Raw genomic sequence first — 24,338 nt, 5'->3', positions numbered from 1 at the left:
TTTATCCCTCAGCGCGGCATGAAACCCAGGTGCCAGCGCCGAGGGATCTTCAGCGATACCAGCCCCAGCAGCCCCGCCAATACACCGCTGACGATCAGCGCCTTGAGCCCCAAGTGCTGCTCCAGCAGCGCACCGATTACTGCCCCCACGAACATCCCGGCCCAAGGGATCAACTGCACGCGCCAGCCATTGCGGCGCTCGCCGAGCAGCCAGCGCCCCAGCCCGCGGCCAAAGCGTGACAGTGCGCCGGTGACATAAGTCAGGCCCACCGGCAGCCCGTTGACCTCTTCCACCGCAGCATTGAGCATGCCCATCGCAATGATCGCCGCCAGCAGCGCGGGCAAGGTATCGGCGAAGGGCAGCAGTGCACCGCCGCACAGCAAGGCGGCAATACACAGCAGCAAGGGCAGGGCATGGCGACGGCTGAGTCGGCTGACCACCACGCCGAGCGCGTTACCCACCACAAAGGTTGCCACCAGCAACAGCAGCCGTCCTGTCAGGCCGAGATCGCCTGCACTGATTGCCACCGCCAGCCGCGTGGTATTGCCACTCATGAACGAAACAAAGTCGCCGCTGGCCATGAAGCCGATGGCATCGGTCATGCCCGCCAGCACCGACAGGCTGGCCACCAGCATCAGTCCGACGCGGCCACGCCAACGCTGTCGATGGGCCAGTGCGGCATTGACGTAGGGCTTTCGTGGCGAAGGCAACATAGGGCCGGGTTCCTCGGTGAGATTATCCGGCCACTACCGTAGGACGCTTTAAGCGCGCATGCAATGACCTCAGGCAGGCGTCAGGGTCCAACCCGCAGGATGCCAATTCAGAAAGTGCGTCGGCCTGATCGCCTGCACAAACGCCGCGTCATGGGACACCACCAGCATTGCCCCGGCAAAACCTTGCATGGCTTGCTCAAACGCCATCACCGATTCCAAGTCCAAATGGTTGGTCGGCTCGTCCAGCAACAGCAATTGCGCCGGCACTGCGCGCCACAAGGCAACCGCCATCGCAGCCTTCAAGCGTTCGCCGCCGCTGAGTTGCCCGGCGGGTTGGGTCACACGCAGGGCATCCAGTTGCAGCAGGGCCAGGCGCGTGCGCAATTCGCCTTCCGCCAGCGGGGTGTCCAGCAGGATCAGTTGTTCGACGATGGAACGGTGGTCGTCGAGCAGCGCGAGGTGCTGATCGATATAGGCGCTGGGCACGTGCACGTGGCATTCGCCGCTTTCCGCACGCCATTCTCCCGCCAGCACTTTGAGCAGCGTGGACTTGCCGCAACCGTTGGGTCCATGCACCGCCACCCGCACCGGGCCGGTGAGGTGCACGTTGAGGCAGGTCGACGGCAGCCAGGGTAATTGCGCGTTGATCAACGACAGCACCTGTCGGCCGTTGGGTACCGCTGACGCAGGCAATGCCACCAGCGTCGGCGTTTCATCCTCGACCCGTGCATAGGCTTGGCGCACCTGGGCATCCAGCTCCTGTTTGTGTTGCTCATGCGCGCTGCGCATGGTGCTGACGATCTGCGTGGCAGCGCCTTTCCAGCGCGCTTTGGTGAAGCGATCGACGTTGGCCGTTTCCGCATGCTTGCGTGAGCGGGCGGCATGGCGTTGCAGGTTGTCGTGGCCTTTTTGCAGGCGCCGCTTTTCGCGGCTGCGTTCCAGGCGAGCGTGTTCCAGCGCTGCGACAGCGGCGGTTTGTTCAGCCTCGCGCTGTTGTCGATAGGCGTCGTAGTTCCCGCCATACAGGTTTACGCCGAGCGGCGACAGTTCAATGATGCGCCCCATGGCGTTGAGTAATTGCCGGTCATGGCTGACCACCACCAGGCCGCCACGCCATTCGTCGAGGACACGCAGCAGCCAGGCGCGGCCATCGCTATCGAGGTGGTTGGTGGGCTCATCGAGCACCAGCAACTGTGGCGCGGCCAGCAGCGCGCCGATGATCGCAACCCTGGCTAACTGGCCGCCGCTGAGTTGACGGGCTGGGGTATCAACAGAAAGCCGCGACAACCCTGCGGCATTCAAGCTACTGCGCAAACGCTCGGCCAAGTCCCAACGATCATCGATCAATTCGAGGTCATCGATCTGTGGGGTGCCTCGGGCCATGCGCTCAAGGGCGGTCAATATCGCTGCGGTGCCGGTAAGATCGGCGACGGTATCGCCTGGCGCTACCACGACGTTCTGCGCTACATAGATCACGCTGCGCGGGCAATTCAAAGAGCCGGAGGAGGGCGACAACAGTCCCGCGATCAATTTGGCGAGTACACTTTTTCCTCGACCATTGCGCCCCACGATACCGGTGGGGGTGTAATCGATGGACAGGTTGAGGTCATCCAGCAGCGTCTCGCCATTGGCGAACCGGAAGGATAAATGTTGCAGGGAAACAAGCACAGGCAGCCGGTTGACGTCAGTCATCAGCACCTCCAAAAAAATGTCGGACAGGCCAACAAGCGCGCCAGGCGGCTCGTTGCGGTTACATTTTGGAAGGCTTAGTGGTTCACTTCGGCGGTCGTCCTGCGCATCAGATGAGAGGCAAAGCCTAACCCGCCTTGGCTTTTTTCGGCAAGTCTTGCGCCAGTTGCTCCAGGAACATCGCCAAGGCCACTTCTTCGGCCTTGAGCCCTTTGCGCAGTCTTGGTTTGGGCAATTTGGAGAGTTCGCCGAGGCTGAAATGCTCCAGCACGGCCGGGTGGATATAGCATTTGCGGCACACCGCCGGCGTGTTGCCCAACTGCCTGGCGACATCCTTGACCATCGCCACCACATGCCGCTTGGCATCCGACTCAGGCTGCCATTCCAGCTCGCGCAACACCGCCAGCGCCATGGCGGTGCCGGCCCAGGTGCGGTAGTCCTTGGCGGTGAAGTCGGCGCCGGTGAGGCGGTGCAGGTAGTCATTGACGTCCTGGGAACTGACGGTGTGCCGTACACCGTCTTCGTCCAGGTACTGGAACAGGTTCTGCCCCGGCAGCTCCATGCAGCGTTTGACCACCGTGGCCAGGCGCCGGTCCTTGACGCTGATCTGGTGCTCTACGCCGCTCTTTCCACGAAACTGGAACTGAATCTCGCTGCCTTTGACATCCACATGACGGGTGCGCAGGGTGGTCAGCCCGTAGGACTTGTTGTCCCGCGCATACTGAGTATTGCCGACCCGGATCAGCGTCGCGTCCAGCAGCATGACGACCGTGGCCAGGACTTTTTCGCGGGTAAACCCGGGTTCGGCGATTTGCGCTTCCAACTGCTTGCGCAGCTTCGGCAAGGCGTTGCCGAATTCCTGCAGGCGCGAGTACTTGTCGCTGTCGCGCACCTCACGCCAACGCGGGTGATAGCGGTACTGCTTGCGCCCGCGCGCATCGCGGCCGGTGGCTTGCAGATGGCCTTGCGGGTCGGCGCAGATCCACACGTCGGTATAGGCCGGCGGTACGGCCAGGGCATTCAGGCGCTTGATCTCGTCTGCGTCGCGGATGCGCTCGCCCTTGGGATCGAAGTACTGGAACTTGCCCCGCAGCGTCTTGCGACGGATGCCGGGCTGGGTGTCGTCAACGTAATGCAGGTCGCGGGGCAGCGCAGAGTCGGACATGGGGCGGGTTCCTTGGCAACACATCAGGCCGGTATGTCTGATTGACCGCAGCCGTATGCGGTCGTGCCAAAAGATTGCTCAAGCCAGCACGGCGACCGCCTTGATCTGCGCCCACAGCGCCTGGCCGGTGTGCAGTTGCAGTTGGTCGCGGGAGAAGCGCGTGATGCGCGCCAGCAACGGCGTGCCTCCCGCGTCCAGGCGTACCAGCACGTGGGCGCTGTTGTCCGCGGCAATTTCCTGGGTGACGGTGACTGGCAGACGGTTGAGGATGCTGCTGTGCTCTTCGGCTTGCAGGCTGAGGCTCACATCCCGCGCCTGTACCTTGATGCGCAGCGCTTTGCCCAACGCCAGCGGTGCGTGGGCCACGCGCATGTGCAGGGCGCTGGCGGGCAGTTGCAGGGTGAGCAATTGGTAGTGGTCGTCGTAGGCGCTGACCGTGCCGTTGATGACCACACCTGCATCGTCACCCCGCGCCAGGGGCAGGTCGAGCCGCGCCAACGTTTCACCGATGGGGCCGCTGGCCAGGGCCTTGCCGTCGCTGAGCAGCACGATGTGATCGGCCAGGCGTGCCACTTCATCCTGCGCATGGCTGACGTACAGCACCGGGATATCCAGTTCATCGTGCAGGCGTTCGAGGTACGGCAGGATTTCACCCTTGCGCTGGCTGTCGAGGGCGGCCAGCGGCTCATCCATCAGCAGCAGGCTCGGGCTGGTGAGCAAGGCGCGGGCGATGCCGATGCGCTGACGCTCACCGCCGGAGAGGTGCTGGGGGTGGCGGTCAAGCAGATGGCCGATGCCCAGCAACTCAGTCGCCTGGGCCATATCCACCCGGCGCTGTTGGCGGGGAATGCGCTTGAGGCCGAACTCCAGGTTGGCGCGCACTGACAGGTGCGGGAACAGGCTGGCCTCCTGAAACACGTAACCCAGCGCACGCTTATGCGGCGGCACGAACAGCCCGTTCCGACTGTCTTGCCAGACTTCATCATTGATCTGGATGAAGCCGTCCTCGGCGCGCTCCAGCCCGGCGATGCAACGCAGGCAGGTGGTCTTGCCGGAACCGGAATGCCCGTACAACGCAGTCACGCCACGGCCCGGCAGGTGCAGGTCCACATCGAGGGCAAAGCCCGAGTACTTGAGGTTCAGGCGCACATTGATCATCGACATCAGCTCCAGCCCATCCTGGTTTTACGGCTGGAGTAGAGCGCCAGCAACACCAGGAACGCGAACACCACCATGGAGCCGGCCAGCCAATGGGCCTGGGCGTATTCCATGGCTTCCACATGGTCGTAGATCTGCACGGAGACCACGCGGGTCTTGTCCGGGATATTGCCGCCGATCATCAGCACCACGCCGAATTCACCGACGGTGTGCGCAAAGCCCAGGATCGAGGCGGTGATAAAGCCGGGTCGGGCCAGGGGCAAAATCACCGTGAAGAACGTGTCCCAAGGATTGGCGCGCAAGGTCGCGGCCACTTCCAGCGGGCGAGTGCCGATGGCGGAGAAGGCGTTTTGCAACGGCTGCACCACAAACGGCATGGAATAGATCACCGAGCCGATCACCAGCCCGGCGAAGCTGAAGGTGAGGGTGCCCAGGCCCAGCCATTGGGTGAACTGGCCGAAGTAGCCATGGGGGCCCATGGTCAACAGCAGGTAGAAACCGATCACCGTCGGTGGCAACACCAACGGCAAGGCGACGACGGCGCCGATGGGGCCGCGCCACCAGGAGCGGGTGCGGGACAGCCACAGGGCGATCGGAGTGCCGATGACTAGCAGGATCACGGTGGTCAGTGAGGCCAGTTTGATGGTCAACCATATAGCGGAAAAATCGGCACTCGATAACGGCATTTATTTGGCCAGCTCGTAACCATAAGACTTGATGACGGCAGCGGCTTTAGGCCCCTTGAGGTACTCAACCAACGCCTTGGCAGCGGCGCTGTCTTTGCCCTTGTTGAGGATCACCGCGTCCTGTTTGATCGGGTCGTGCATGGAGGCCGGGACGATCCACGCCGAACCGCTGGTGACTTTGCCGTCTTTATAGATCTGCGACAAGGCTACAAAGCCCAGTTCGGCGTTGCCGGTGGACACGAACTGATAGGCCTGGGTGATGTTCTGTCCTTCGACGATCTTGTCCTTGACCTTGTTGGCCAGGCCCTCCTTGGCCAACACCTGGGTGGCCGCCAGGCCATAGGGTGCGGCTTTCGGGTTGGCAATCGACAGGTGCTTGAACTGGTTTTTCTTCAGCACATCACCTTTGGCGTCGACGTAACCTTCCTTCGCCGACCACAGCGCCAGGGTGCCGACGGCGTAGGTGAAGCGCGAACCCTTGACGGTGTCGCCTTCGCTTTCAAGCTTCTGCGGGGTGGTGTCGTCGGCGCTCAGGAACACTTCGAACGGCGCGCCGTTCTTGATCTGGGTGTAGAACTGGCCGGTAGCACCGTAGGCCGCGACCAGTTTATGCCCGGTGTCTTTTTCGAAGTCGGCGGCAATCGCCTGGATCGGTGCGGTGAAGTTGGCGGCCACGGCCACTTGGACTTCATCGGCGTGGGCGGCGGTGGCCACCAACGCGATCCACGTCGCCAGGCAGGTCGATACTAAACGCGGGGTGGTGCTGAAAGTCATATACGGCTCCGATGCCTGTGTAGTTGGAGAAGTGCTGGAGGGCTGCAAAACGCTGTATGTATAGGTATATAGCGAGTAAATGGCAAGCAGAAAAAAAGCCGTCGTCGATGCGCCGAGATTTCTCTGCAACGCTCTAGGGGTGACCTACATCCATGGGCAGCCGATGCAAGGATAGTGAGGCGCTTTCGGGAAGGAACAACCCATGGAGAAAAGCTACGCCTATGTGAGCGTCGGGGCGACCAGCCTTGCCTCGTCCGAGAGCCAGATACAGCGCTGGATCGATGAGCGTGTGCTTCAACGGTCCAGGCTGACACCAGAGGCCAAGGCGCTGATCAAGACCACTTCACGGATTCCAGTGAAGTTCTCGGTCTACGTTGACCGTGACATTACCGACCAACCGCCGATTATTGAGGCCTGGGAAGAATTACCGCTGTGGCATGTGCTCAATGAACGCTATGACTGGAAGAACTTCGTTGGCAAATGGCAAAAAACCTCGGTACGGGTTGAGCCCCGGATGCCACGCTATTACGGCGCTGTCGCCGAGCAACTGACGTTCACCCGATTCTTTCTCGACAGCATCCGCACCGCCAGTCAATCCAGGGTCACCACCGGCACGTCTTATTACCTGGTCTTGCCCGAGCGAAACCTGGTGAAGACCGAAGTGGTGCTGTGCAGTGTCTGGAGTACCACCAAGCGGTTGCTGGCGAAGATCTGGTTCGATGTGCCCCTGAATGCGTTGTCGTTAAGGGATTGGCCCAAGGCAATCAGTACCGCGTGGCCCGGTTTGCGGATTGGCGCGCGGTCGGGTGACTACATCGACTATTCCAGGGACCCGACAAAGAACCAGGTTTGGCTCGTACCCTTCGAAGAGCCCGTCGCCGATGTCGACTTTATGATTCTGCCCCGCTGGGTTTCCGGTTCAGTGGTGCTGCCCGACATCGATATCGGCGTCGATCAATGCGTGGTCGTGACCCTGCGGTGACTGCCCGGAACACCTGCGGAACAGACCTACACCGTCAATATCCCGCAGGCCTATTGGTCGCGAGCCAAATGGGCCTATTACCTGAGCGTCTACATGAATCATCGCTGCCAGTGGGTCAACTGTGGCGTGCTGGCCGACGACCAACTGATCTCGGTCAGCAGTGATCAGGAAAACCGCTGGTATGTGCGAAATGATGCGGCGCAGGCATTGATTACTGTACAGATCGTCGCCCGGGACACTACACAATGGCCACAACGCCTTCCGCCCGTCGATCAACTGCCGAGAGCACCCAGGGCCTGGCAGAAGTGGGATGGCTTGGCCCGAAGTGTGGGCAACGCCCAGCTCACCAAGACCTACATTCAATCGCTGGTCAAACGGTGCCTGGCCAAGACCGGCCTGCCGAACGGAACCACCGAGCGGATAGAGACCGGGAAACGTTTTCGCTACAAGTACCTGGTGGGTTACCCCATGCACTCGTCGGGCATGTCGGCCTACAGTCCACCGCGCTACAAATATTTCTCCTTCGCCCAGGTGATGATCGGCGAGCCACAGCGCAGTGCGTTTTACCGGGAAAAAGTCGGCGAAATACATTTGGACGGCGAGCCGCTGTCACCCTCCGAAATCAAAGCGTTGTCCGGTTTGCGGGATACCCTGGTCGCGGAATTCCTGGTCGATGTCGACAGCCTTTCCCATAGTGCGGACTTCAAGAAGTTGTTCGATGACACCTGCGATGCCGTCGCCCGGGTTCGAGTTGGCCAGTTCCTGGCGGATACCCAAGAGCAGGACGCTGAATTGCGCTCAGTCGCCTTTCGATACCTCAAGGGCGACCTCAAGCCACAGGCGTTGCTGTTCAAGGAGAAGGTGGTACCGAACGCCTTGGTCGTGGCGTTTTCGTCGAACAAAGCGTTGCTGGTATCGCTGAATATCGCAGGCCCCAAGTGGGTTGAATGGCTGCCCAGTACGGCGCCAGGTCAACCCAGTGAGAAGCTGATGGCCTTCATCGGTGCGCACCTGCCGCCCGTGGATAAATTCAGCCTGACGCGCAAGGATTTCCACCCCCGGAAAAAACGCTATGGCTATCACTACCGACGCTTTCCACCGCAACCGATTACGTTTCGAGCCACCGAAGACCTTGCGCTTGAGTTGCGCCAGGCGGCCATCGCGGAAATCAAGCAGCAGATGGACTACGCCGTATTTTCTTCCGACGAAGAGCGGCGCCGCGCAAAAACAGGCATGTTCAAAAGCCTTGTGCGGGTGGTGTCGGCATTGGTCATCGCGTCCATTGGCCCCACCGGTGGATTGGGTGCGCTGTTACTGTCAGGGATGATCCGGTTCGTCGCCAACGTCAGCGACGTGAGCTTTGACTATGCACTGGCGCAGAACAGTGATCGCCCGGAGGAGTACGCGGCCTACATTCATGAGTGCAAATTGGGGGTGTTGCTCGGGTTGGTCGATCTGGGGGTGGACGTGACTGTCGCCAGCCGCAAGCTGCGTGTCCTGCTCAAGCAGTCAACCCTGGCCGCCAAGTTTGCCGTGCCCGTGCTGAACGTACCGCAGCCCGTCGATACACCGGCGAGCGTAGCGCTCAATGACGACAGCCAGGATGTGTTCCTGCTTACGCCCACCTGGCTGGCAGCGATGCGTGAGCGCTTGCGCAAGACTTTCCGTAGTGACAATGAGTTGGCCGAACTGACGGGCTACCGTGAGGTTTCCAGCACCTGTGGTTACACCCAGGCCAGCCGCTGCGCCGAACACCTGTTGAAGAACGGCTGGGAGGTCCAGGGGATTGGCCTGCTGGTTTTTTCCGAACTGCATGACAACCAACCGCAACCGCACTTTGCGCTCTGCCTGCGTCACGAGGGTGATACCGCCATCATGGACAGCGCCCTCAGCCATCTTGATCCGGACGCCGACAAGCGCATCTATTTCGGCACGCTGGGTAGTTGGGAGCAGTACCTCAAGGCGCTGCCTGGATTGCAGAATAAAGTGGTCTGCTACAAGTTCTATGAGTCGCTGGCACACGCCAGTCATGAGGTCGATGGCGTCTTTGCACTGGGCATCAGTTGGGCAGGGTTTTTCAACCAAGGCAGTTGCAGCGTGATCAACTTGCCGTCGCGTTATACGGAACAGATCCACCGGCAGATCCAGCGACTGTGGAGCGAGGTGTTCCACCAACTCGGCCCTAGCCCGTTCGACAACTCCGCGCCCGCACAGGAAACGCTCCATTCGTTCAGCCAGGCTGACCTGTTGAGCCAGGTCAGTAACCTCACCAGCCTGGTGAGCGAGTCGGAGGAGTTGTTGCGCCGTACCCTTGGCGTCGAAGCCGTTCGCGACCTGCGGACGCAACTGTTGGGCCTCCTGCAAACCTGGCAAGGGGAGCCGAAGCCGGAGATTCTCGACCTGATAAGCGAGGTCATGAGCGCAGAAGCGGCCATGGTGCAACACGCGCTGATGCACCTTGAAATGCTGCAATCAGGACTGCCGGCGAACCTCACCGCAGGCGGTGACGCGTTAGTGGACTGCATTGATTGGATCGCCATGCGCGCCGAGCAGGAAGATGACAAGTGGCGCGAAGGCGTGCGCCAACTCGTGCAGCGGTATGTCACTGGCGACAAGGCCTCCGCCAGTCTTTGCGCGACAGAAGCACTGGACCTGTTGTACGAGCAGGCAAAGACAGACGCCGTGCTCGCCTTTCATCATTCCCGTTCGGTGAGCTACGGGCGCTTGTCACCGGCCAGTGGTCGAGCGTTATTCGCCACAGGGCTGGCGTCCGTTAGAGGCGTGGATCTCGCGCGCCAGCCCGAGAGCCTCTTCGCCCTGATCCTGCGCAGCCAGCCCTATGCCCATGACAACGAGCACTTTGCGCGGGTGGTGTATGGCATCAGCGCACTGCGCCAGAACCGTTTTGCGGTGCTGAGCCCGGCCCACGAAAGCCGGCTCAGTGGGTTTGAGCCGGTTGACGCGGTGCTGTTCTAGCGGCCGAAGCGGGCAAGGCGCTGTAGCGTTTGCTCCGCCAATTCGCGGGTCAGTTCATAGGTCGTGGTGTCTTTGCCCAGGCGCAGCGCCTGGCCGGACCACAGGTTGCTGAAGCCCGCTTCATCCTTGGCCTTGAGCGGTATCAGCGCACCGCCGGAGGTGGGGAACGCCGGTGCGGCCGGGTTGATCGCGCCCAACTCGCGCATCACCCGGTTGACGATGCCCCGTGCCGGGCGACCGGTGAACAGATTGGTCAGCGCGGTTTCGCTGGCCTGGGCATGGCGCAATGCATAGTAATGTGAAGCCGTGACGTTGGCTTCGGGAGTAAACAGGTACGCCGTGCCAATCTGCACCGCCGAGGCGCCAAGCGCAAAGGCCGCGACAATCCCACGCGCATCACCGATGCCGCCAGCGGCAATCACCGGCACGTTGACGGCGTCGACGACTTGCGGCAACAGGGCGAACAGGCCGATCTGGGTATTGAGGTCCTCGCTGAGGAACAAGCCACGGTGCCCGCCAGCTTCGCTGCCCATGGCGATGATCGCGTCGCAGCCGTGCTGTTCCAGCCAGATGGCTTCCTCAACAGTGGTCGCCGATGACAGCACTTTGGCGCCGGTGGCTTTTACCCGGTCCAGCAGGGACTTTTCCGGCAGGCCAAAGTGAAAGCTGACCACCTCTGGGCGGAATTCTTCGACGACCTGGCACGCCGCGTCATTGAACGGTTCACGATTGGAAAGCGGGGTGGGCGCATCAAAGTCGGCGCCCAGTTCGCGGTAGTAGGGTTCCAGCAGTGCCTTCCAACGGCGATCACGCTCGGGGTCTGGCGCGGGCGGTTGGTGGCAGAAGAAATTGACGTTGATCGGGCGCGGGCTGGCCTGGCGAATGGCGATCAGCGATTCGCGCAGTTGCGAGAGGCTCAGTGCGGCTGCCGGTAATGAGCCCAGCGCGCCCGCCTGGTTGGCGGCGATGACCATAGCGGTGGTCGTGCCCACCGCCATGGGAGCCTGGATGATCGGCAATTCAATGCCCAGCAGGTCGAGAAGGCGGGTGTCTGGCCAGGTGCTCATGGAATGCGTCTCCAGCGTTAGTGAGGCTTTTCGCTGTTTTAGCAGGGCCCATGGCCCCCGGCCACTCTGTTTTATTCACTGGACGAACGCGTCGTTTCGTGGTGCATCATCAATCGATGGCGTCGCCCAGCACGGCGTGAATGCGTTCGGCGATATGGGTTGCATGGGTTTCCAGGGCGAAGTGGCCGGTGTCGAGCAGTTCTACCACGGCATTCGGGTTGTCGGTTTTATAGGCATGGGCGCCTGGCGGGATAAAGAACGGGTCGTTCTGGCCCCAGATCACCAGCGTCGGTACGTGCGTGGCCTTGAAGAACGCCTGGAACGCCGGGTAGAGCGCAAGGTTGTTGCGATAGTCGAGGAACAGGTCCAGTTGGATCTCGTCATTGCCGGGGCGCTGCATGAGCAGTACATCGAGCATGTAGGATTCCGGGGCTACCCGCTCTGGCTGCTTTACGCCGTGCAGGTACTGGTAGCGCGTGCCTTCCAGGCTGATCACTGCGTTGCGGATCACCTCGCGGTTGGCCTGGCTCGGCTCGGCCCAATAGGTACGAATCGGCGCCCAGGCATCACCCAGGCCTTCCAGGTAGGCGTTACCGTTCTGCGACACCAGCGCGCTGACCCGTTCCGGATGCGCCACGGCCAGGCGCAGGCCCACCGGCGCGCCGTAGTCGAAGACATACAACGCGTAACGGCTCAACGCCAGCGCCTCGACAAAATGCCCGACCGTGATTGCCAGGTTATCGAAGCTGTAAACGTAATCGCGCTCGGCTGGCACCTCGGTGAAACCGAAGCCCGGCAGGTCCGGTGCAATGACCCGGAAGCGCGTGGCAAGCAGGGGGATCAGGTCGCGGTACATGTGCGACGAACTGGGAAAGCCGTGCAGTAGCAAGATGACCGGTGCCGTTGCAGCGCCGGCTTCGCGGTAGAACATGCGCACGCCATCGGCATCGACGTGGCGGTAGTGAACGACAGGGGTTGGAGTGGTCATGATGGAGAGCCCTTTGTAACTTGATTGAATTGATTTACGGGTTACGTTTTAAAAAGCTGCGCCGAATATTGTAACCTGTCAAACTATTTATTCAGGTTAGCAATGTGCTTTTTGTAACTATCCTGGTGTCTAAATAGCGGTTACGATGTGGCCGCTCACAAGAGGATTGCCCCATGACCCTTTCCCCACCCACTGCCGCCCCCTCGGAACCTCACGTCCTGGCCGATGACCCGGTGCTGGACATGCTCAACACCCTGGCGAATATCGACGGCGTGCCGTGGGATTTCTGGCAGGCCGATGCCGACGTGGCCGCCTGGCTGGTGCGCCTGCAGTGGGTTGAACAGAACGGCATCCCGTTGTTTGAACCGGGCGCCTTGCTCAGCGCCGCACGGGAGCTGCGCGAGGTGATTCGTGAGTTGGTGGCTGCGCGCAAAGCGCAACAACCCGGTAATCCGGCGGCACTGAACAGCTTTTTACGCAAGGCAGTGAGCCATCCGCAGTTGGTATGGCGTGCTGGCGAGACGCCAACGCTTGAGCGCCAGCGCAAGCAGCAGACGGCGGAACAGTTCCTGGCGCCGATTGCCGAGGCGGCCGCCACGTTGCTGGTGGAAGGGGATTTCAATCTGATCCGGCGCTGCGAGCATCCGGAATGCATCTTGTGGTTTTATGATCGCACCAAGGCCCACAAGCGCCGCTGGTGCAGCATGGCGTTATGTGGCAATCGGCATAAGGTCGCTGAATTTCGTAAACGCAAACTGAAGCTTTAAAGGAGATGACACCGTCAAGTGCGAAGATCGGCCCGATGTGGCAGCGATTTTTCAGTGAGGGACTGTACGAGGGCATCCCGGGAAAACCGCCGGCGTCACCCTTTTATGGGGTGTACAGCGGCTATGAGTCGGATGCGCATGGCGAATTTGACGTGATGGCGGGCGTTGCCACCGCCGAGCCGGCGGACGGGTTTGAAAGCCAGGTGATAGAAGCGGGACGCTACCTGGTGTTCGAAGCCCGTGGCCAGATGCCAGAGGCGATCATCAGCACCTGGCAACAGATCTGGACCCACTTCCAGCAGCCTGGCGCGCAGGCCCGTGCCTTTGTCACTGATTTCGAGGCGTACCAGGCGGACGACCTGGCGTGGATCCACATCGGGATCCGCTAGGTCTTCGACGCCTGTTCTCGGGCGAGCAACTGCTGCTTGCGTTCCACACCCCAGCGGTAGCCCGACAGCTCGCCATTGCTGCGCACCACGCGGTGGCAAGGGATTGCCACCGCCAGGCTGTTGGCGCCACAGGCCTGGGCCACCGCACGGAACGACTTCGGTGCGCCGATGCGCTCGGCGATCTGCGCGTAGCTGGCCGTGCTGCCCGCTGGAATCTCGCGCAAGGCTTGCCACACCCGCTCCTGGAATGCCGTGCCGCGCAGGTCCAGCGGCAGGTCCAGGCCAAGTGCGGGCGCTTCGACAAACCCTACGACCTGCGCAATCAATTGCTCGAAACCCGGGTCGGCGCCCACCAGTTCGGCCTTGGGAAATTGATCCTGTAGATCGCGCACCAGTTGGTCCGGATCATCCCCCAGCAGAATAGCGCAGACGCCGCGAGCGCTCTGCGCCACCAGGATCGCTCCCAGTGAGCACTGCCCGACGGCGAACAGGATCGCCGTATGGGTGCCGCCGGCCTTGTAGTCGCTGGGCTTCATGCCAAGCAGTTGGTCGGCGGACTCATAAAAGCGACTGTTGGAGTTGAAGCCGGCGTCATACAGTGCATCCGTCACCGAGTGCGCGCCCTTGAGACCGTCGCGCACTTTGCGCGAACGATGGGCGCTGGCATAGCCCTTGGGTGTCAGGCCGGTAACGGCTTTGAACACGCGGTGAAAATGAAAAGGGCTGAGGTTGGCGTGCTGCGCCAACGTGTTCAGGTTGGGCGGGGTGTCGGCCTGTTCGATATGCCGGCAAGCGTCGGCCACCAACTGCGCATGCTGTGCTGCGAGTTGAGTCTGATCGCCGGCCACGCGTTTGCTGGCGCGATAACCGGCGGCTTCGGCCTGCGCCGGGGTGTCGAAGAACTCGATGTTTTCCGGACGTGGCAAGCGTGACGCGCTACTGGGGCGGCAGTACACGCCGGTGGTCTTCACACCGTAGACGAACAGCGCATCGGCCTTGGGGTCGCGGGCCAGTATGGCGGCCCAGCGCGGATCTTGTTCGGTAGTCATGGTCGGCACTCTTGACGGCTCCTGGCCAGATTAGCCGGGTCGCGAACACCTGGCACTCTGAAGCTTGCGGTCAAATCAGCCGGCGGTGCGAAAGGTCAGGTTGATGCGTTGCGGACCCATTACCGGGTGCATGCCTTGCTTGATCGGCATCACGCCATGAAAGCGCAGGCGGTCCACGCCGCCCCAGACCACCACGTCGCCATGGAACAGCGAGACTTTGCGGGTCTTGTCGCTGCGCGCATGTCCACCAAACAGAAAAATCGCTGGCAGGCCGAGCGAGACGGACACCACCGGTTCGCTGTAGCGACGCTCATTCTTGTCTTGATGCAGCGACATTTTTGCGCCGGGTACATAACGGTTGATCAGGCAGGCGTCCGGGGCAAAGTCAAGGAACCCGGCCTCTGCAGCCGCCAGCACCGCCAACTGGCGCAGGGCGTCCGGCATCTGCGGCCAGGGTTGCTGGCTACGTGGGTCCACAGGTGAGTAACGGTAACCGGAGGTATCGGTAGTCCAGCCCAGGTCGCCACAACTGCTCAATGCCGCCGACAGGGTGAAACCTCCCGGTGTGACCATTTGCCGAAACGGTGATTGAGCTAATACACGTCGCAGTTCCGGCAGAAGACGCTCAATCCAGGGCAGGGCGTAACCCTTTAATACGTAGGACTGGTCACCAATTTTTTCGCACCCGGCGGGTTGCTGCAAGGCGTCGTCGGCGAACAGATCTTCGGTGGGGCCGGGCATCGGCTTACAGCGCCTTGCTCACATTGATGTCGGTGATTTCATCACTGGCATCGTGAATTTTCGCCAGCGCTTGCTTGGCTTCTTCGACGCTGTTGGTCTGCAGTTGTGCGAACTCAAAGCGACGTTCGCCGTTGAGCTTGTACTTGATTACGTATTTGGTAGTGGCGGTCACGGTCATTTCCTGTGGGGTGTTCGGGTCAGCTCAACTTGGAGCTGGTACGGCGCACAATGCGGATCTTGTGGGACAGCGCGGGTTTGCGGGTCACGCTGATGGCACGGCGCGTGACTACGTCCAGGGTGATGTTCCAGAAGCCCGTGCTCGGTGCGGTGATTTTGGCGGGGAACTTATCGAATGCGCCACCGTGGTAAGTGTGACGGCCGCCATTCTTGAAGCTGCGAAAATTCGCATCGCTCATCAGGCGGATATTACAAGTCTGCGAGCATTCGATGACAACAATGTCTCCCTCGTTGAGGTGCTCGCGCTGGTGGATGAATTTCATGAGGGTGTCTCCAGAAGGGCTTTTTCTGAAAAATCAGAACGATACGTAGGTTAAGATGGAGTTTATCAGCCCCAGCGCGTTTATTATCGGCCCGTCTTCAACAACGTCGACAATTTAAAACAGTTATTTACTGAGTTATCAGGGATAAATCCTACGTGGGCGGGAGAAAAATACCATCCCCGCTGTCGTAGGGTCTTTATCGGAGGTTTTTGTATGAAGTGGAGTGTGTTGGTTCTGGCCCTGGCGATTGGTGGGTGTGCTTCGGTTGCAGATATCAAGCAGACCCCGCCGACCCTGGCGGTCATTTCCGGGAAGAAACCGCAGGAATATGCTGCCTGTGTCGTGCGCAAACTATCCGCCACGCGCCGTCCACCGCAGATCGAGCCCCATAAGGACGGTGTGCAGGTGATCGTGCCGCAGAAATTCTCGGCTGACCCTTCGGCGATTTTCGAGATCGAAGACCGCTCCAGCGGCAGCAGTATCAAGCTCTACGAGAGCATGTCCAACGTGCCGATCCGTCCCGGTGATGTGAAGAAGGCCGGCGAAGAGTGCATTTCCGGCTCATAAGCGCCGTTTCACCGAGCCACTTCAAATCCGATCAAAAAGCCTGGCCCCGCCATTGTGGGACCGGGCTTTTTTGATGGCGTGTTTTGGGAGTTGTCGCGAGGGGCTCATTCCCCTACCATTTGTAGGCTTATGCCATAAACGCCTAAGCATATAACTATAAAAATGGAGTCGTGATGATGTCTTTGGAACGAGTACTGGTGGGCAGTGCGCTGATGTTGCTACTGGGCAATGCCAGCGCGTTGGATGGGAAGAAGATCTTCACCGAAGGCGGTTCGCAGCCCGGCGCCATGCCCTGCGTCGCCTGCCACGGTGCCGATGGCGCAGGGCTGGCCGCAGCGGGTTTTCCCCGGTTGGCGGGATTGCCTGCGCCCTACCTGCGTAAACAGCTGGAAGACTTCAAGCGCGGCAGTCGCGCCAACCCGGTGATGCAACCCTTGGCGACTGCGCTCACCGACGCTGAAATCGACGCGGTCAGTCAGGCGCTGGCGGCAATGCCTGGTGCGGTCCCGCAAGCGGTTCCTCGCAGCGAGATGCCTGTCGGCGCCGCGCAAAAACTCGCGCAGCAGGGCGCTTGGGAGCGCCAAATTCCGGCGTGTGCCAGTTGTCACGGCCCAGCCGGCACAGGAGTTGGCGATGCGTTTCCGCCGTTGGCCGGCCAGCCTGCCACTTACTTGGCGGCCCAGTTGACGGCCTGGCAAAACGGAACCCGTCACAATGATCCGAATGACTTGATGGGGCATATCGCCAAAGCCCTGACCCCGGAAGAAGTGCAGGGTGTAGCCCAGTATTTCGCAGCGTTGAAGTTGGAGGTCAAGCCATGAGCCCGTTGATATTGGCCTTGGGCCTGTTGGGCATGCCGTCTGCCCACGCTGCCACGATCGCGATGGAAGACCAGTCGCAGTTGCAGCCTGCCGTTGGCCACGCGCCGGTCAGTCAGTTCCAGCCACCTCAGGAAAGTGAGCTGCCCGACAACGCCTACGGCAAGCTGGTCAGGGACGGCTATGCGCTGTTCGTGGATACCCGGCGCCTGGCGCCGAAATTTGTCGGCAACGGGCTCAATTGCAGCAATTGCCATCTGGACCAGGGGCGCCTCGCCAATTCAGCGCCGTTATGGGCCGCTTACCCGATGTACCCGGCGTACCGAAAGAAGAACGACAAGGTCAATACCTTTGCCGAGCGATTGCAAGGCTGTTTTCAATTCAGCATGAATGGCGGTACGCCGCCGGCTGCTGACAGCCCGGAAATTACCGCGCTTTCGGTGTATGCCTACTGGCTGGCCAGTAAGGCGCCTTTAGGCGTTGAATTGCCGGGCCGTGGTTACCCCAACGTGGCGCAGCCAGCCAAGGGATACGACATTGCCCAGGGCGCCCAGGTGTACAAAGGGCAATGCGCCGTCTGTCATGGGGCAGAAGGGCAGGGTCAGAAGGTCGGTGACAGCTATGTCATGCCACCCCTGTGGGGCAAGGATTCCTACAATTGGGGCGCCGGCATGCACCGCATCAATACGGCGGCGTCCTTCATCAAGCACAACATGCCATTGGGCAAGGGCGGCAGCCTGAGCGACCAGCAAGCCTGGGACGTTGCGGCCTACGTCAACAGCCACGAACGACCGCAGGACCCGCGGCTAGTTGACGGTTCCGTGGAGAAGACCCGGGTTAAATTCCACGCCAATGACGGCATCAATCTCTACGGCCAAACCGTAGAAGGCGTGCTGATTGGGCAGGGCATCCGTTAAACTCTCGGCCATTCAATGTAAAAATGCCGCGCAAACCCTCGGTTTGTGCGGCATTTGTTTTTTCGGGAAGTCTTTTATGAAGCGTGAACACGTCAGGGCTCGCCAGGCCGAAGGCCAGATATCGGCCACTCATATCATCCAGAATCCGGCCGACTTGGGGGAGTGGATCGTATTCTTCAAGAAAAGCGGCGGCCGCAGCTTTTTCCTGGTGGACGATCAGGATGAAGTCGAGTCTTTCCCACGGCTGGATGACCTGGTGGAGACCATTCGTGGCCTGGGTATCAAGTTCGCCGATATCCAGTTGTAGCCGCGACGCTTACTTGCACACCACCACGACACTGCGGCTTTTGAAGTTGCCGACGTCCTGGCCCAGGGTCTTTTCACTTTCCTTGAGCGAAGGTGTGCCTTCGGTGCCGACGATACGGTAGCCAGTGCCTGCGCAAGAGGCATCAGCCTTCTCATAGCAACTGGCCCAGGAATTGGCTTCGCCCGAGCAGTCGATGGTCAGGCCTTGCTCACCGTTTTTCAGGTAGACGTCAGAGGTGGTGGTGCATCCGGCGAGTGCCAGTGCTGCAGTCAGTGCCAGAATCTTGTTCATGTAGGTTCATCATCGAGGGTGTTGGAAGGGCGCTGACACTGTCGTGGGGCGTTTCGGCGAGATTATAGCGAACTGCCATCTACGTACAGACAAACACAAAAAAGCCCCGTTCATCGGGGCCTTTTGCACAGGGCGTTGACGTTTACTTTCCCTTGGGCCGTTTGCTCGAAGCGTGGCCCGCTTCATCCACAAACACCTCAGCTACAGCGATAGCCTGGCTTTCGCTGGCGAATGCGCCGGCGACGCTGTCGCCGTGGAAGTTGATCAGGTGCCAACCGTCCGCTCGCTTGGTGATCAGGTAGCCGTTCACGCCTTTTGGTTCTGACATCTATCAAGTATCTCGTGGTCTGGTTCAAGGGCCTAATGATAGCGCCAAATGTCGCGGGGGCGCGCAAGTTATTCTAGGTCAGTGTTACCGCTGCAAAAGCGTGCTAAAAAGGTCGCAGCCCTTGGAAACACTGAGGTGCAGGCTTTTTTGGCCGTGCCGGTGCCGATGCGCTTCGTAAGATGCGCGGAACTTACGCCGACATTTTTTCTCTATGATGACATCGCAACGCCAGCAGGACCCATTGTAAGGTGACTGCGGCCTGATTAGACTGCGCCGAATTCCGTACGCACAGCCCTTTGTAAGGACTTATATGATCAAGAAATGCTTGTTCCCAGCAGCCGGTTACGGCACTCGCTTCTTGCCAGCGACCAAGGCCATGCCCAAAGAGATGCTGCCGGTGGTGAACAAGCCACTGATTCAGTACGGCGTCGAAGAGGCACTGGATGCCGGCCTGAATGAAATCTCCATCGTGACCGGCCGTGGTAAACGCGCGCTGGAAGACCACTTCGACATCAGCTACGAGCTGGAAAACCAGATCAAGGGCACCGATAAGGAAAAATACCTGGTCGGCATCCGCAAGCTGCTGGACGAGTGCTCGTTCTCTTACACCCGCCAGACCCAGATGAAAGGTCTCGGCCACGCGATCCTGACCGGCCGCCCGCTGATCGGTGACGAACCGTTCGCCGTGGTCCTGGCGGATGACCTGTGCGTGAACCTGGAAGGCGACGGCGTACTGACCCAGATGGTCAAGCTGTACCAGAAGTACCGTTGCACCATCGTTGCAGTGATGGAAGTGAACCCAACCGAAACCAATAAGTATGGCGTTATTGCCGGTGACGACATTGGCGATGGCCTGATCCGCGTACGTGACATGGTCGAGAAACCAGCGCCGGAAGACGCACCTTCCAACTTGGCGATCATCGGTCGTTACATCCTGACTCCGGACATCTTCAAGCTGATCGAAGAAACCGAGCCAGGCAAGGGCGGCGAGATCCAGATCACCGATGCCCTGCTCAAGCAAGCCAAAGACGGTTGCGTGATTGCCTACAAATTCAAGGGCCAGCGTTTCGACTGCGGTGGCGCCGAGGGCTACATCGAGGCGACCAACTTCTGCTACGAGCACTTCTACAAGACTGGCAAGGCTTACTGATCCACGATGTAGGCAGCCTGTTCCAAAAAAGCCACCTTCGGGTGGCTTTTTCGTTTTTCAGCCCCATGTAAGTCGGTATGCTGATGTCCTGCCGAGGAGAGTGAAATGGCCTACGATTTTGACCTGTATGTAATTGGCGCCGGTTCCGGTGGTGTGCGTGCGGCACGTTTTGCCGCAGGCTTTGGTGCCAAGGTGGCCGTGGCGGAAAGCCGCTATCTGGGCGGCACTTGTGTCAACGTCGGCTGCGTGCCGAAAAAACTGTTGGTGTACGGCGCACATTTTGCCGAGGATTTTGAGCAGGCCAGCGGTTTTGGCTGGTCGTTGGGCGAGGCGAATTTTGATTGGGCCACCCTGATCGCCAACAAGGATCGCGAGATCAATCGCCTCAATGGCATCTATCGCAACCTGTTGGTCAACAGTGGCGTGACCCTGCATGAAGGGCATGCACGCCTAGTGGATCCGCATCAGGTCGAAATCAATGGCCAGCGCTTTACCGCCAAATATATTCTGATCGCAACGGGTGGCTGGCCGCAGATTCCGGAGATTCCCGGACGCGAGCACGCCATTGGCTCCAATGAAGCGTTTTTCCTAAAGGAATTGCCCAAGCGTGTGCTGGTGGTCGGCGGCGGTTACATTGCCGTTGAGTTTGCCGGTATTTTCCACGGCCTGGGTGCCCAGACCTCGTTGCTGTATCGCGGCGACTTGTTCCTGCGCGGCTTCGACGGTTCGGTACGCACGCACTTGAAGGAAGAACTGACCAAGCGCGGCCTGGACCTGCAATTCAATGCCGACATCGAGCGCATCGACAAGCAGGCCGATGGCAGTCTCAAGGCTACCCTCAAAGACGGCCGGGTGTTGGAAGCTGATTGTGTGTTCTACGCCACCGGGCGGCGTCCGATGCTGGATAACCTGGGGTTGGAGAACACCGGCGTCAAACTCGACAAGCGTGGCTTCGTTGAGGTGGATGACCTGTACCAGACCGCCGAGTCCTCGATCCTCGCTATCGGCGATGTGATCGGTCGTGTGCAATTGACGCCGGTTGCCCTGGCCGAAGGCATGGCCGTGGCGCGTCGCCTGTTCAAGCCTGAGCAGTATCGCCCGGTGGATTACGCGATGATCCCGACGGCGGTGTTCAGCCTGCCGAACATTGGCACCGTGGGGCTCTCCGAAGAAGACGCGAAAGAGAAAGGCCACAAGGTGCAGGTCTTCGAAAGCCGTTTCCGGCCGATGAAGCTGACCCTGACCGAGTGCCAGGAAAAGACTCTGATGAAGCTGGTGGTCGACGCCGACACCGACAAAGTGCTGGGTTGCCACATGGTCGGCCCGGATGCGGGGGAAATCGTGCAGGGCCTGGCGATCGCGCTCAAGGCGGGCGCGACCAAGCAGCATTTCGATGAAACTATCGGCGTGCACCCGACGGCGGCGGAAGAGTTCGTCACCATGCGCACGCCTGTAGCAGGCTGATCAGACCTTGGGCGTTGCCTCTGGCGCCGCTGCAACGGCGGCAGCCAGACGCAACGCCTCGACACTGGCCTGGGCCTTGATCAGCGCCAGTTCCAGGGTTTTATTGACGTGCTGCTGTTCGCCCAGCGCTTCCTGGCGTGACTGGCTCTCCAGCGCCGCTACCCGCAGGCGCTCCTGAAGCAGGGTGCGTTCGCTGTCAATCAGGCTTAGCTGTTCAGTCAGCTTGAGTTGCTGGGCCTGATCCTTGCGGGATTGCTCCTGCAGTGCGGTCAACTCCTTCGCTGTCACCCGATGCTCAATCAACAGCCGCTCATTGTCGCGATGCAGTTGGGTGATTTCATCCTGGCGCACCATGGCGCTCTGTTGGGCCTGGCGCAGTTCTGCCTGTACCTGTTGCAACTGGCCTTCATGGCGGCGCTGTTCCTGTTCGCGCTGCTCCTTGATGGCATTGCGGTAATGCTCCAGCGCATCCCGGGCATGCAGGTGCTTTTCTTCCAGCGAACGAATCTGCTCGTCCTTGTCGTTGATCCTTAGCTCGTAGTCACTGCACGCCTGGCTCAGCCCGGCGTTACGGGTTTGTTCGGTCTGCAGGCTGGTGCTGGCGGTTTGCAGGGCGGCGCTTTCTTCTGCCAGGGCGGTGGCCTGGATATCGAACTGCCGTTGGAGTTGGTCATGGGCCTCCTCAAGGGCTTGCACCTGGGCGAGCAGGGCGGCCTTCTGCTGTTCGAACTGCGCCAGGGCCAGGTCGATTGGCTCCTGGGCTTTCTCTTTCAGGCGCTGGGCCAGTCGCGCCACCAGTTCGCCAAGCTCGTCGTCGATCGGCGCTTCGGTGATGGTGGTGCGGGTTTCGCTTTCATCCAGCTCTTTCAAATAACGATGAATGGTGGTTTTCGAGCCGGTATTGCCCATTTCGATGCGTACTGCGTCGATGCTGGGGTTCTCGCCGCGAGCGAGGATTGCCAAGCGGGCCGTTTGAACTACTGCTTTGTTAATGCCGCCGCGAGCCATGGGGTCTCCGTCGATTTCGTATTGTGGTACATGGTATGTATATACGTACAATATCATGAACAATAGTTCGTTTAAATTCATCATTTAACAGATTGGATATTGGCGTATTATCCCGCGTCATGCGTCATGAATCCGCTAATGCGTCAGTCAACAGTACGAATAGGCCTCCCATGAGCGATCTGGATCGTTATCTCAACGCCGCTACCCGCGATAACACCCGGCGTAGCTACCGCGCAGCGATTGAGCATTTCGAAGTGAGTTGGGGCGGGTTCCTGCCGGCGACCAGCGACAGCGTGGCGCGCTATCTGGTCGCCCATGCCGGTGTGCTGGCGGTCAACACGCTGAAGTTGCGGCTCTCGGCACTGGCGCAATGGCATACGAGCCAGGGGTTTCCTGACCCAACCAAGGCGTCCGTGGTGCGCAAGGTGCTCAAGGGCATTCGTGCAGTGCACCCGGCGCGGGAGAAGCAAGCCGAACCGTTGCAACTCAAGCATCTGGAGCAAGTGGTTGCTTCTCTTGACGCTGAAGCGATAGAAGCGGCGCAAACACAGGACCAGCCCCGATTGCTGCGTGCCAAGCGTGATACCGCGTTGATCTTGCTGGGATTCTGGCGTGGCTTTCGCAGTGATGAGCTGTGTCGCCTCTCTATCGAGCATGTACAAGCAATGCCCGGTGCAGGGATCAGCCTGTACCTACCCCGCAGCAAAAGCGACCGCGACAATCTCGGCAAGACCTATCACACCCCGGCACTCTTGCGCCTCTGCCCGGTGCTGGCCTATAGCGAGTGGCTCAATGCCTCGGCATTAGTGCGTGGCCCGGTGTTTCGCGGTATTGATCGCTGGGGCAACCTGGGGGAGGAGGGCCTGCATCCCAATAGTGTGATCCCGCTGCTGCGCCAGGCGCTCGAGCGTGCCGGTATCCCCGCCGAGCACTACACCAGCCACTCGCTGCGCCGGGGCTTTGCCACCTGGGCTCATCGCAGCGGTTGGGATTTGAAGTCGTTGATGAGTTACGTCGGCTGGAGCGACATGAAATCCGCCATGCGCTATGTTGAAGCGACGCCCTTTCTCGGCATGACCCTGGCGACCCAGCCGCTGCTTTGAGATTTCTTCTATTAATACAGTCACCTGATAGGGAAAACCAATCGTCAGCATCAGGTTTGCCAATGAGCCATCGGCGTAGAGAGTGGGTAGGATTCACCTCATCAACTTACTAAGCCCTTCTACAAACCTGACGGAGAGTCAACGATGCCTATCATCAACAGCCAAGTAAAACCGTTCAAAGCTACCGCCTACAAAAACGGCAACTTCGTAGATGTGTCCGACGCTGACCTGAAAGGCAAGTGGTCTGTTGTGTTCTTCTACCCAGCCGACTTCACCTTCGTTTGCCCAACCGAGCTGGAAGACCTGGCTGACAACTACGCCGAGTTCCAGAAACTGGGCGTCGAAATCTACAGCGTTTCCACCGACACCCACTTCGCCCACGCTGCCTGGCACAACACGTCGCCAGCCATCGGCAAAATCCAGTACACCATGATCGGCGACCCGACCCTGACCATCTCCCGCAACTTCGACGTACTGATCGAAGAAGCTGGCCTGGCAGACCGCGGTACTTTCGTGATCAACCCGGAAGGTCAGATCAAGATCGTCGAACTGAACGACGGCGGTGTTGGCCGTGACGCTTCCGAGCTGCTGCGCAAAATCAAGGCTGCTCAGTACGTTGCTGCTCACCCAGGCGAAGTCTGCCCAGCCAAGTGGAAAGAAGGCGAGGCCACCCTGGCTCCGTCCCTGGACCTGGTCGGCAAGATCTAAGTCTGTGAAGTCTCAAGGGCGGGAATCCGCACT

At 60.1% G+C, this 24,338-nt stretch carries 27 protein-coding genes; 12 read left to right on the top strand and 15 right to left on the bottom strand.

Going from position 1 to position 24,338, the window contains the following annotated elements:
• Nucleotides 1-8 precede the first annotated feature (8 nt).
• From ACZ445_RS15340 to modA, 6 genes are all read right to left on the bottom strand, one after another.
• Entirely contained in the window at nucleotides 9-713 is a 705-nt protein-coding gene (locus ACZ445_RS15340; protein ID WP_179028760.1) for a YoaK family protein, read from the bottom strand.
• Nucleotides 714-782: 69 nt separating this feature from the next.
• Nucleotides 783-2,405 (bottom strand): ABC-F family ATP-binding cassette domain-containing protein, encoded by a 1,623-nt coding sequence (locus ACZ445_RS15335; protein WP_464707209.1) that lies wholly within the window; start codon nucleotides 2,403-2,405, stop codon nucleotides 783-785.
• 124 nt (nucleotides 2,406-2,529) lie between these two features.
• Nucleotides 2,530-3,567: a DNA topoisomerase IB gene (locus ACZ445_RS15330; protein ID WP_058427864.1), complete on the bottom strand. Its 1,038-nt coding sequence runs from the start codon at nucleotides 3,565-3,567 to the stop codon at nucleotides 2,530-2,532.
• A gap of 78 nt (nucleotides 3,568-3,645) precedes the next feature.
• The gene (gene modC, locus ACZ445_RS15325; protein ID WP_464708617.1) at nucleotides 3,646-4,725 is read right to left on the bottom strand and encodes a molybdenum ABC transporter ATP-binding protein; all 1,080 of its coding nucleotides are present in this window, start codon (nucleotides 4,723-4,725) and stop codon (nucleotides 3,646-3,648) included.
• A 5-nt stretch (nucleotides 4,726-4,730) separates the two neighbouring features.
• Nucleotides 4,731-5,411 (bottom strand): molybdate ABC transporter permease subunit, encoded by a 681-nt coding sequence (gene modB, locus ACZ445_RS15320; protein WP_058427865.1) that lies wholly within the window; start codon nucleotides 5,409-5,411, stop codon nucleotides 4,731-4,733.
• On the bottom strand, nucleotides 5,412-6,185 hold the full coding sequence (modA, locus tag ACZ445_RS15315; RefSeq protein WP_464707208.1) for a molybdate ABC transporter substrate-binding protein: 774 nt from the start codon (nucleotides 6,183-6,185) through the stop codon (nucleotides 5,412-5,414). It abuts the gene before it with no gap.
• Between the two features lie 202 nt (nucleotides 6,186-6,387).
• On the opposite strand from modA, the gene ACZ445_RS15310 reads away from it, so the two are divergent.
• Together ACZ445_RS15310 and ACZ445_RS15305 are read left to right on the top strand one after the other, a co-directional pair.
• Nucleotides 6,388-7,167: a hypothetical protein gene (locus ACZ445_RS15310; RefSeq protein ID WP_179028759.1), complete on the top strand. Its 780-nt coding sequence runs from the start codon at nucleotides 6,388-6,390 to the stop codon at nucleotides 7,165-7,167.
• Nucleotides 7,168-7,260: 93 nt separating this feature from the next.
• Complete coding sequence (locus ACZ445_RS15305; protein WP_464707206.1) at nucleotides 7,261-10,143, top strand: hypothetical protein; 2,883 nt, start codon at nucleotides 7,261-7,263, stop codon at nucleotides 10,141-10,143.
• Here ACZ445_RS15305 and ACZ445_RS15300 read toward each other — a convergent pair.
• Together ACZ445_RS15300 and ACZ445_RS15295 are read right to left on the bottom strand one after the other, a co-directional pair.
• Nucleotides 10,140-11,210 carry an NAD(P)H-dependent flavin oxidoreductase gene (locus ACZ445_RS15300; RefSeq protein WP_179028756.1) on the bottom strand — a complete coding sequence of 357 codons (1,071 nt, stop codon included), beginning with the start codon at nucleotides 11,208-11,210 and terminating at the stop codon, nucleotides 10,140-10,142. The two genes, ACZ445_RS15305 and ACZ445_RS15300, sit on opposite strands and share 4 nt — an antisense overlap.
• Before the next feature lie 109 nt (nucleotides 11,211-11,319).
• The gene (locus ACZ445_RS15295) at nucleotides 11,320-12,198 is read right to left on the bottom strand and encodes an alpha/beta fold hydrolase (RefSeq protein ID WP_058427869.1); all 879 of its coding nucleotides are present in this window, start codon (nucleotides 12,196-12,198) and stop codon (nucleotides 11,320-11,322) included.
• Between the two features lie 173 nt (nucleotides 12,199-12,371).
• Between ACZ445_RS15295 and ACZ445_RS15290 the strand changes: the two genes are divergently transcribed.
• Nucleotides 12,372-12,965, top strand: coding sequence for a CGNR zinc finger domain-containing protein (locus tag ACZ445_RS15290; RefSeq protein ID WP_058427870.1), 594 nt, complete (start codon nucleotides 12,372-12,374; stop codon nucleotides 12,963-12,965).
• A gap of 5 nt (nucleotides 12,966-12,970) precedes the next feature.
• The gene (locus ACZ445_RS15285) at nucleotides 12,971-13,354 is read left to right on the top strand and encodes a GyrI-like domain-containing protein (protein WP_464707205.1); all 384 of its coding nucleotides are present in this window, start codon (nucleotides 12,971-12,973) and stop codon (nucleotides 13,352-13,354) included.
• Here ACZ445_RS15285 and ada read toward each other — a convergent pair.
• From ada to ACZ445_RS15265, 4 genes are all read right to left on the bottom strand, one after another.
• Nucleotides 13,351-14,403: a bifunctional DNA-binding transcriptional regulator/O6-methylguanine-DNA methyltransferase Ada gene (gene ada / locus ACZ445_RS15280; protein ID WP_464707204.1), complete on the bottom strand. Its 1,053-nt coding sequence runs from the start codon at nucleotides 14,401-14,403 to the stop codon at nucleotides 13,351-13,353. The genes ACZ445_RS15285 and ada overlap by 4 nt on opposite strands.
• Nucleotides 14,404-14,478: 75 nt before the next feature.
• The gene (alkB, locus tag ACZ445_RS15275) at nucleotides 14,479-15,144 is read right to left on the bottom strand and encodes a DNA oxidative demethylase AlkB (protein ID WP_058427872.1); all 666 of its coding nucleotides are present in this window, start codon (nucleotides 15,142-15,144) and stop codon (nucleotides 14,479-14,481) included.
• A 4-nt stretch (nucleotides 15,145-15,148) separates the two neighbouring features.
• Entirely contained in the window at nucleotides 15,149-15,316 is a 168-nt protein-coding gene (locus ACZ445_RS15270) for a hypothetical protein (RefSeq protein ID WP_012724160.1), read from the bottom strand.
• A gap of 25 nt (nucleotides 15,317-15,341) precedes the next feature.
• On the bottom strand, nucleotides 15,342-15,644 hold the full coding sequence (locus ACZ445_RS15265; protein ID WP_003191319.1) for a DUF1883 domain-containing protein: 303 nt from the start codon (nucleotides 15,642-15,644) through the stop codon (nucleotides 15,342-15,344).
• Nucleotides 15,645-15,857: 213 nt separating this feature from the next.
• Here ACZ445_RS15265 and ACZ445_RS15260 point away from each other — a divergent pair, with 213 nt between their 5' ends.
• From ACZ445_RS15260 to ACZ445_RS15245, 4 genes are all read left to right on the top strand, one after another.
• Nucleotides 15,858-16,211, top strand: coding sequence for a hypothetical protein (locus ACZ445_RS15260; protein ID WP_058427873.1), 354 nt, complete (start codon nucleotides 15,858-15,860; stop codon nucleotides 16,209-16,211).
• Between the two features lie 173 nt (nucleotides 16,212-16,384).
• On the top strand, nucleotides 16,385-17,032 hold the full coding sequence (locus ACZ445_RS15255) for a c-type cytochrome (protein WP_058427874.1): 648 nt from the start codon (nucleotides 16,385-16,387) through the stop codon (nucleotides 17,030-17,032).
• Nucleotides 17,029-17,946 carry a c-type cytochrome gene (locus ACZ445_RS15250; protein ID WP_464707202.1) on the top strand — a complete coding sequence of 306 codons (918 nt, stop codon included), beginning with the start codon at nucleotides 17,029-17,031 and terminating at the stop codon, nucleotides 17,944-17,946. Before ACZ445_RS15255 ends, ACZ445_RS15250 begins: the two co-directional genes overlap by 4 nt.
• 76 nt (nucleotides 17,947-18,022) lie before the next feature.
• Complete coding sequence (locus ACZ445_RS15245; protein ID WP_058427876.1) at nucleotides 18,023-18,253, top strand: hypothetical protein; 231 nt, start codon at nucleotides 18,023-18,025, stop codon at nucleotides 18,251-18,253.
• A gap of 9 nt (nucleotides 18,254-18,262) precedes the next feature.
• On the opposite strand, the gene ACZ445_RS15240 is transcribed toward ACZ445_RS15245, so the two are convergent.
• Together ACZ445_RS15240 and ACZ445_RS15235 are read right to left on the bottom strand one after the other, a co-directional pair.
• On the bottom strand, nucleotides 18,263-18,544 hold the full coding sequence (locus tag ACZ445_RS15240; protein ID WP_058427877.1) for a hypothetical protein: 282 nt from the start codon (nucleotides 18,542-18,544) through the stop codon (nucleotides 18,263-18,265).
• 142 nt (nucleotides 18,545-18,686) lie between these two features.
• Nucleotides 18,687-18,872, bottom strand: coding sequence for a hypothetical protein (locus ACZ445_RS15235; RefSeq protein WP_012724166.1), 186 nt, complete (start codon nucleotides 18,870-18,872; stop codon nucleotides 18,687-18,689).
• A 310-nt stretch (nucleotides 18,873-19,182) separates the two neighbouring features.
• Here ACZ445_RS15235 and galU point away from each other — a divergent pair, with 310 nt between their 5' ends.
• Together galU and gorA are read left to right on the top strand one after the other, a co-directional pair.
• Entirely contained in the window at nucleotides 19,183-20,022 is an 840-nt protein-coding gene (gene galU / locus ACZ445_RS15230; RefSeq protein WP_003173830.1) for a UTP--glucose-1-phosphate uridylyltransferase GalU, read from the top strand.
• A gap of 105 nt (nucleotides 20,023-20,127) precedes the next feature.
• Entirely contained in the window at nucleotides 20,128-21,486 is a 1,359-nt protein-coding gene (gene gorA, locus ACZ445_RS15225) for a glutathione-disulfide reductase (protein WP_464707201.1), read from the top strand.
• On the opposite strand, the gene ACZ445_RS15220 is transcribed toward gorA, so the two are convergent.
• The gene (locus ACZ445_RS15220; RefSeq protein ID WP_464707200.1) at nucleotides 21,487-22,494 is read right to left on the bottom strand and encodes a DNA-binding protein; all 1,008 of its coding nucleotides are present in this window, start codon (nucleotides 22,492-22,494) and stop codon (nucleotides 21,487-21,489) included.
• A gap of 170 nt (nucleotides 22,495-22,664) precedes the next feature.
• Here ACZ445_RS15220 and ACZ445_RS15215 point away from each other — a divergent pair, with 170 nt between their 5' ends.
• Nucleotides 22,665-23,597: a site-specific integrase gene (locus ACZ445_RS15215; RefSeq protein WP_058425831.1), complete on the top strand. Its 933-nt coding sequence runs from the start codon at nucleotides 22,665-22,667 to the stop codon at nucleotides 23,595-23,597.
• A 144-nt stretch (nucleotides 23,598-23,741) separates the two neighbouring features.
• Nucleotides 23,742-24,305, top strand: a complete 564-nt coding sequence (gene ahpC, locus ACZ445_RS15210; protein WP_010210361.1) for an alkyl hydroperoxide reductase subunit C — start codon at nucleotides 23,742-23,744, stop codon at nucleotides 24,303-24,305.
• Nucleotides 24,306-24,338: the final 33 nt, after the last annotated feature.

Source organism: Pseudomonas allii (assembly GCF_055380095.1).
The sequence above is the reverse complement of the archived record's forward strand: the minus strand, read 5'-3'. Positions and strand labels throughout refer to the sequence as shown.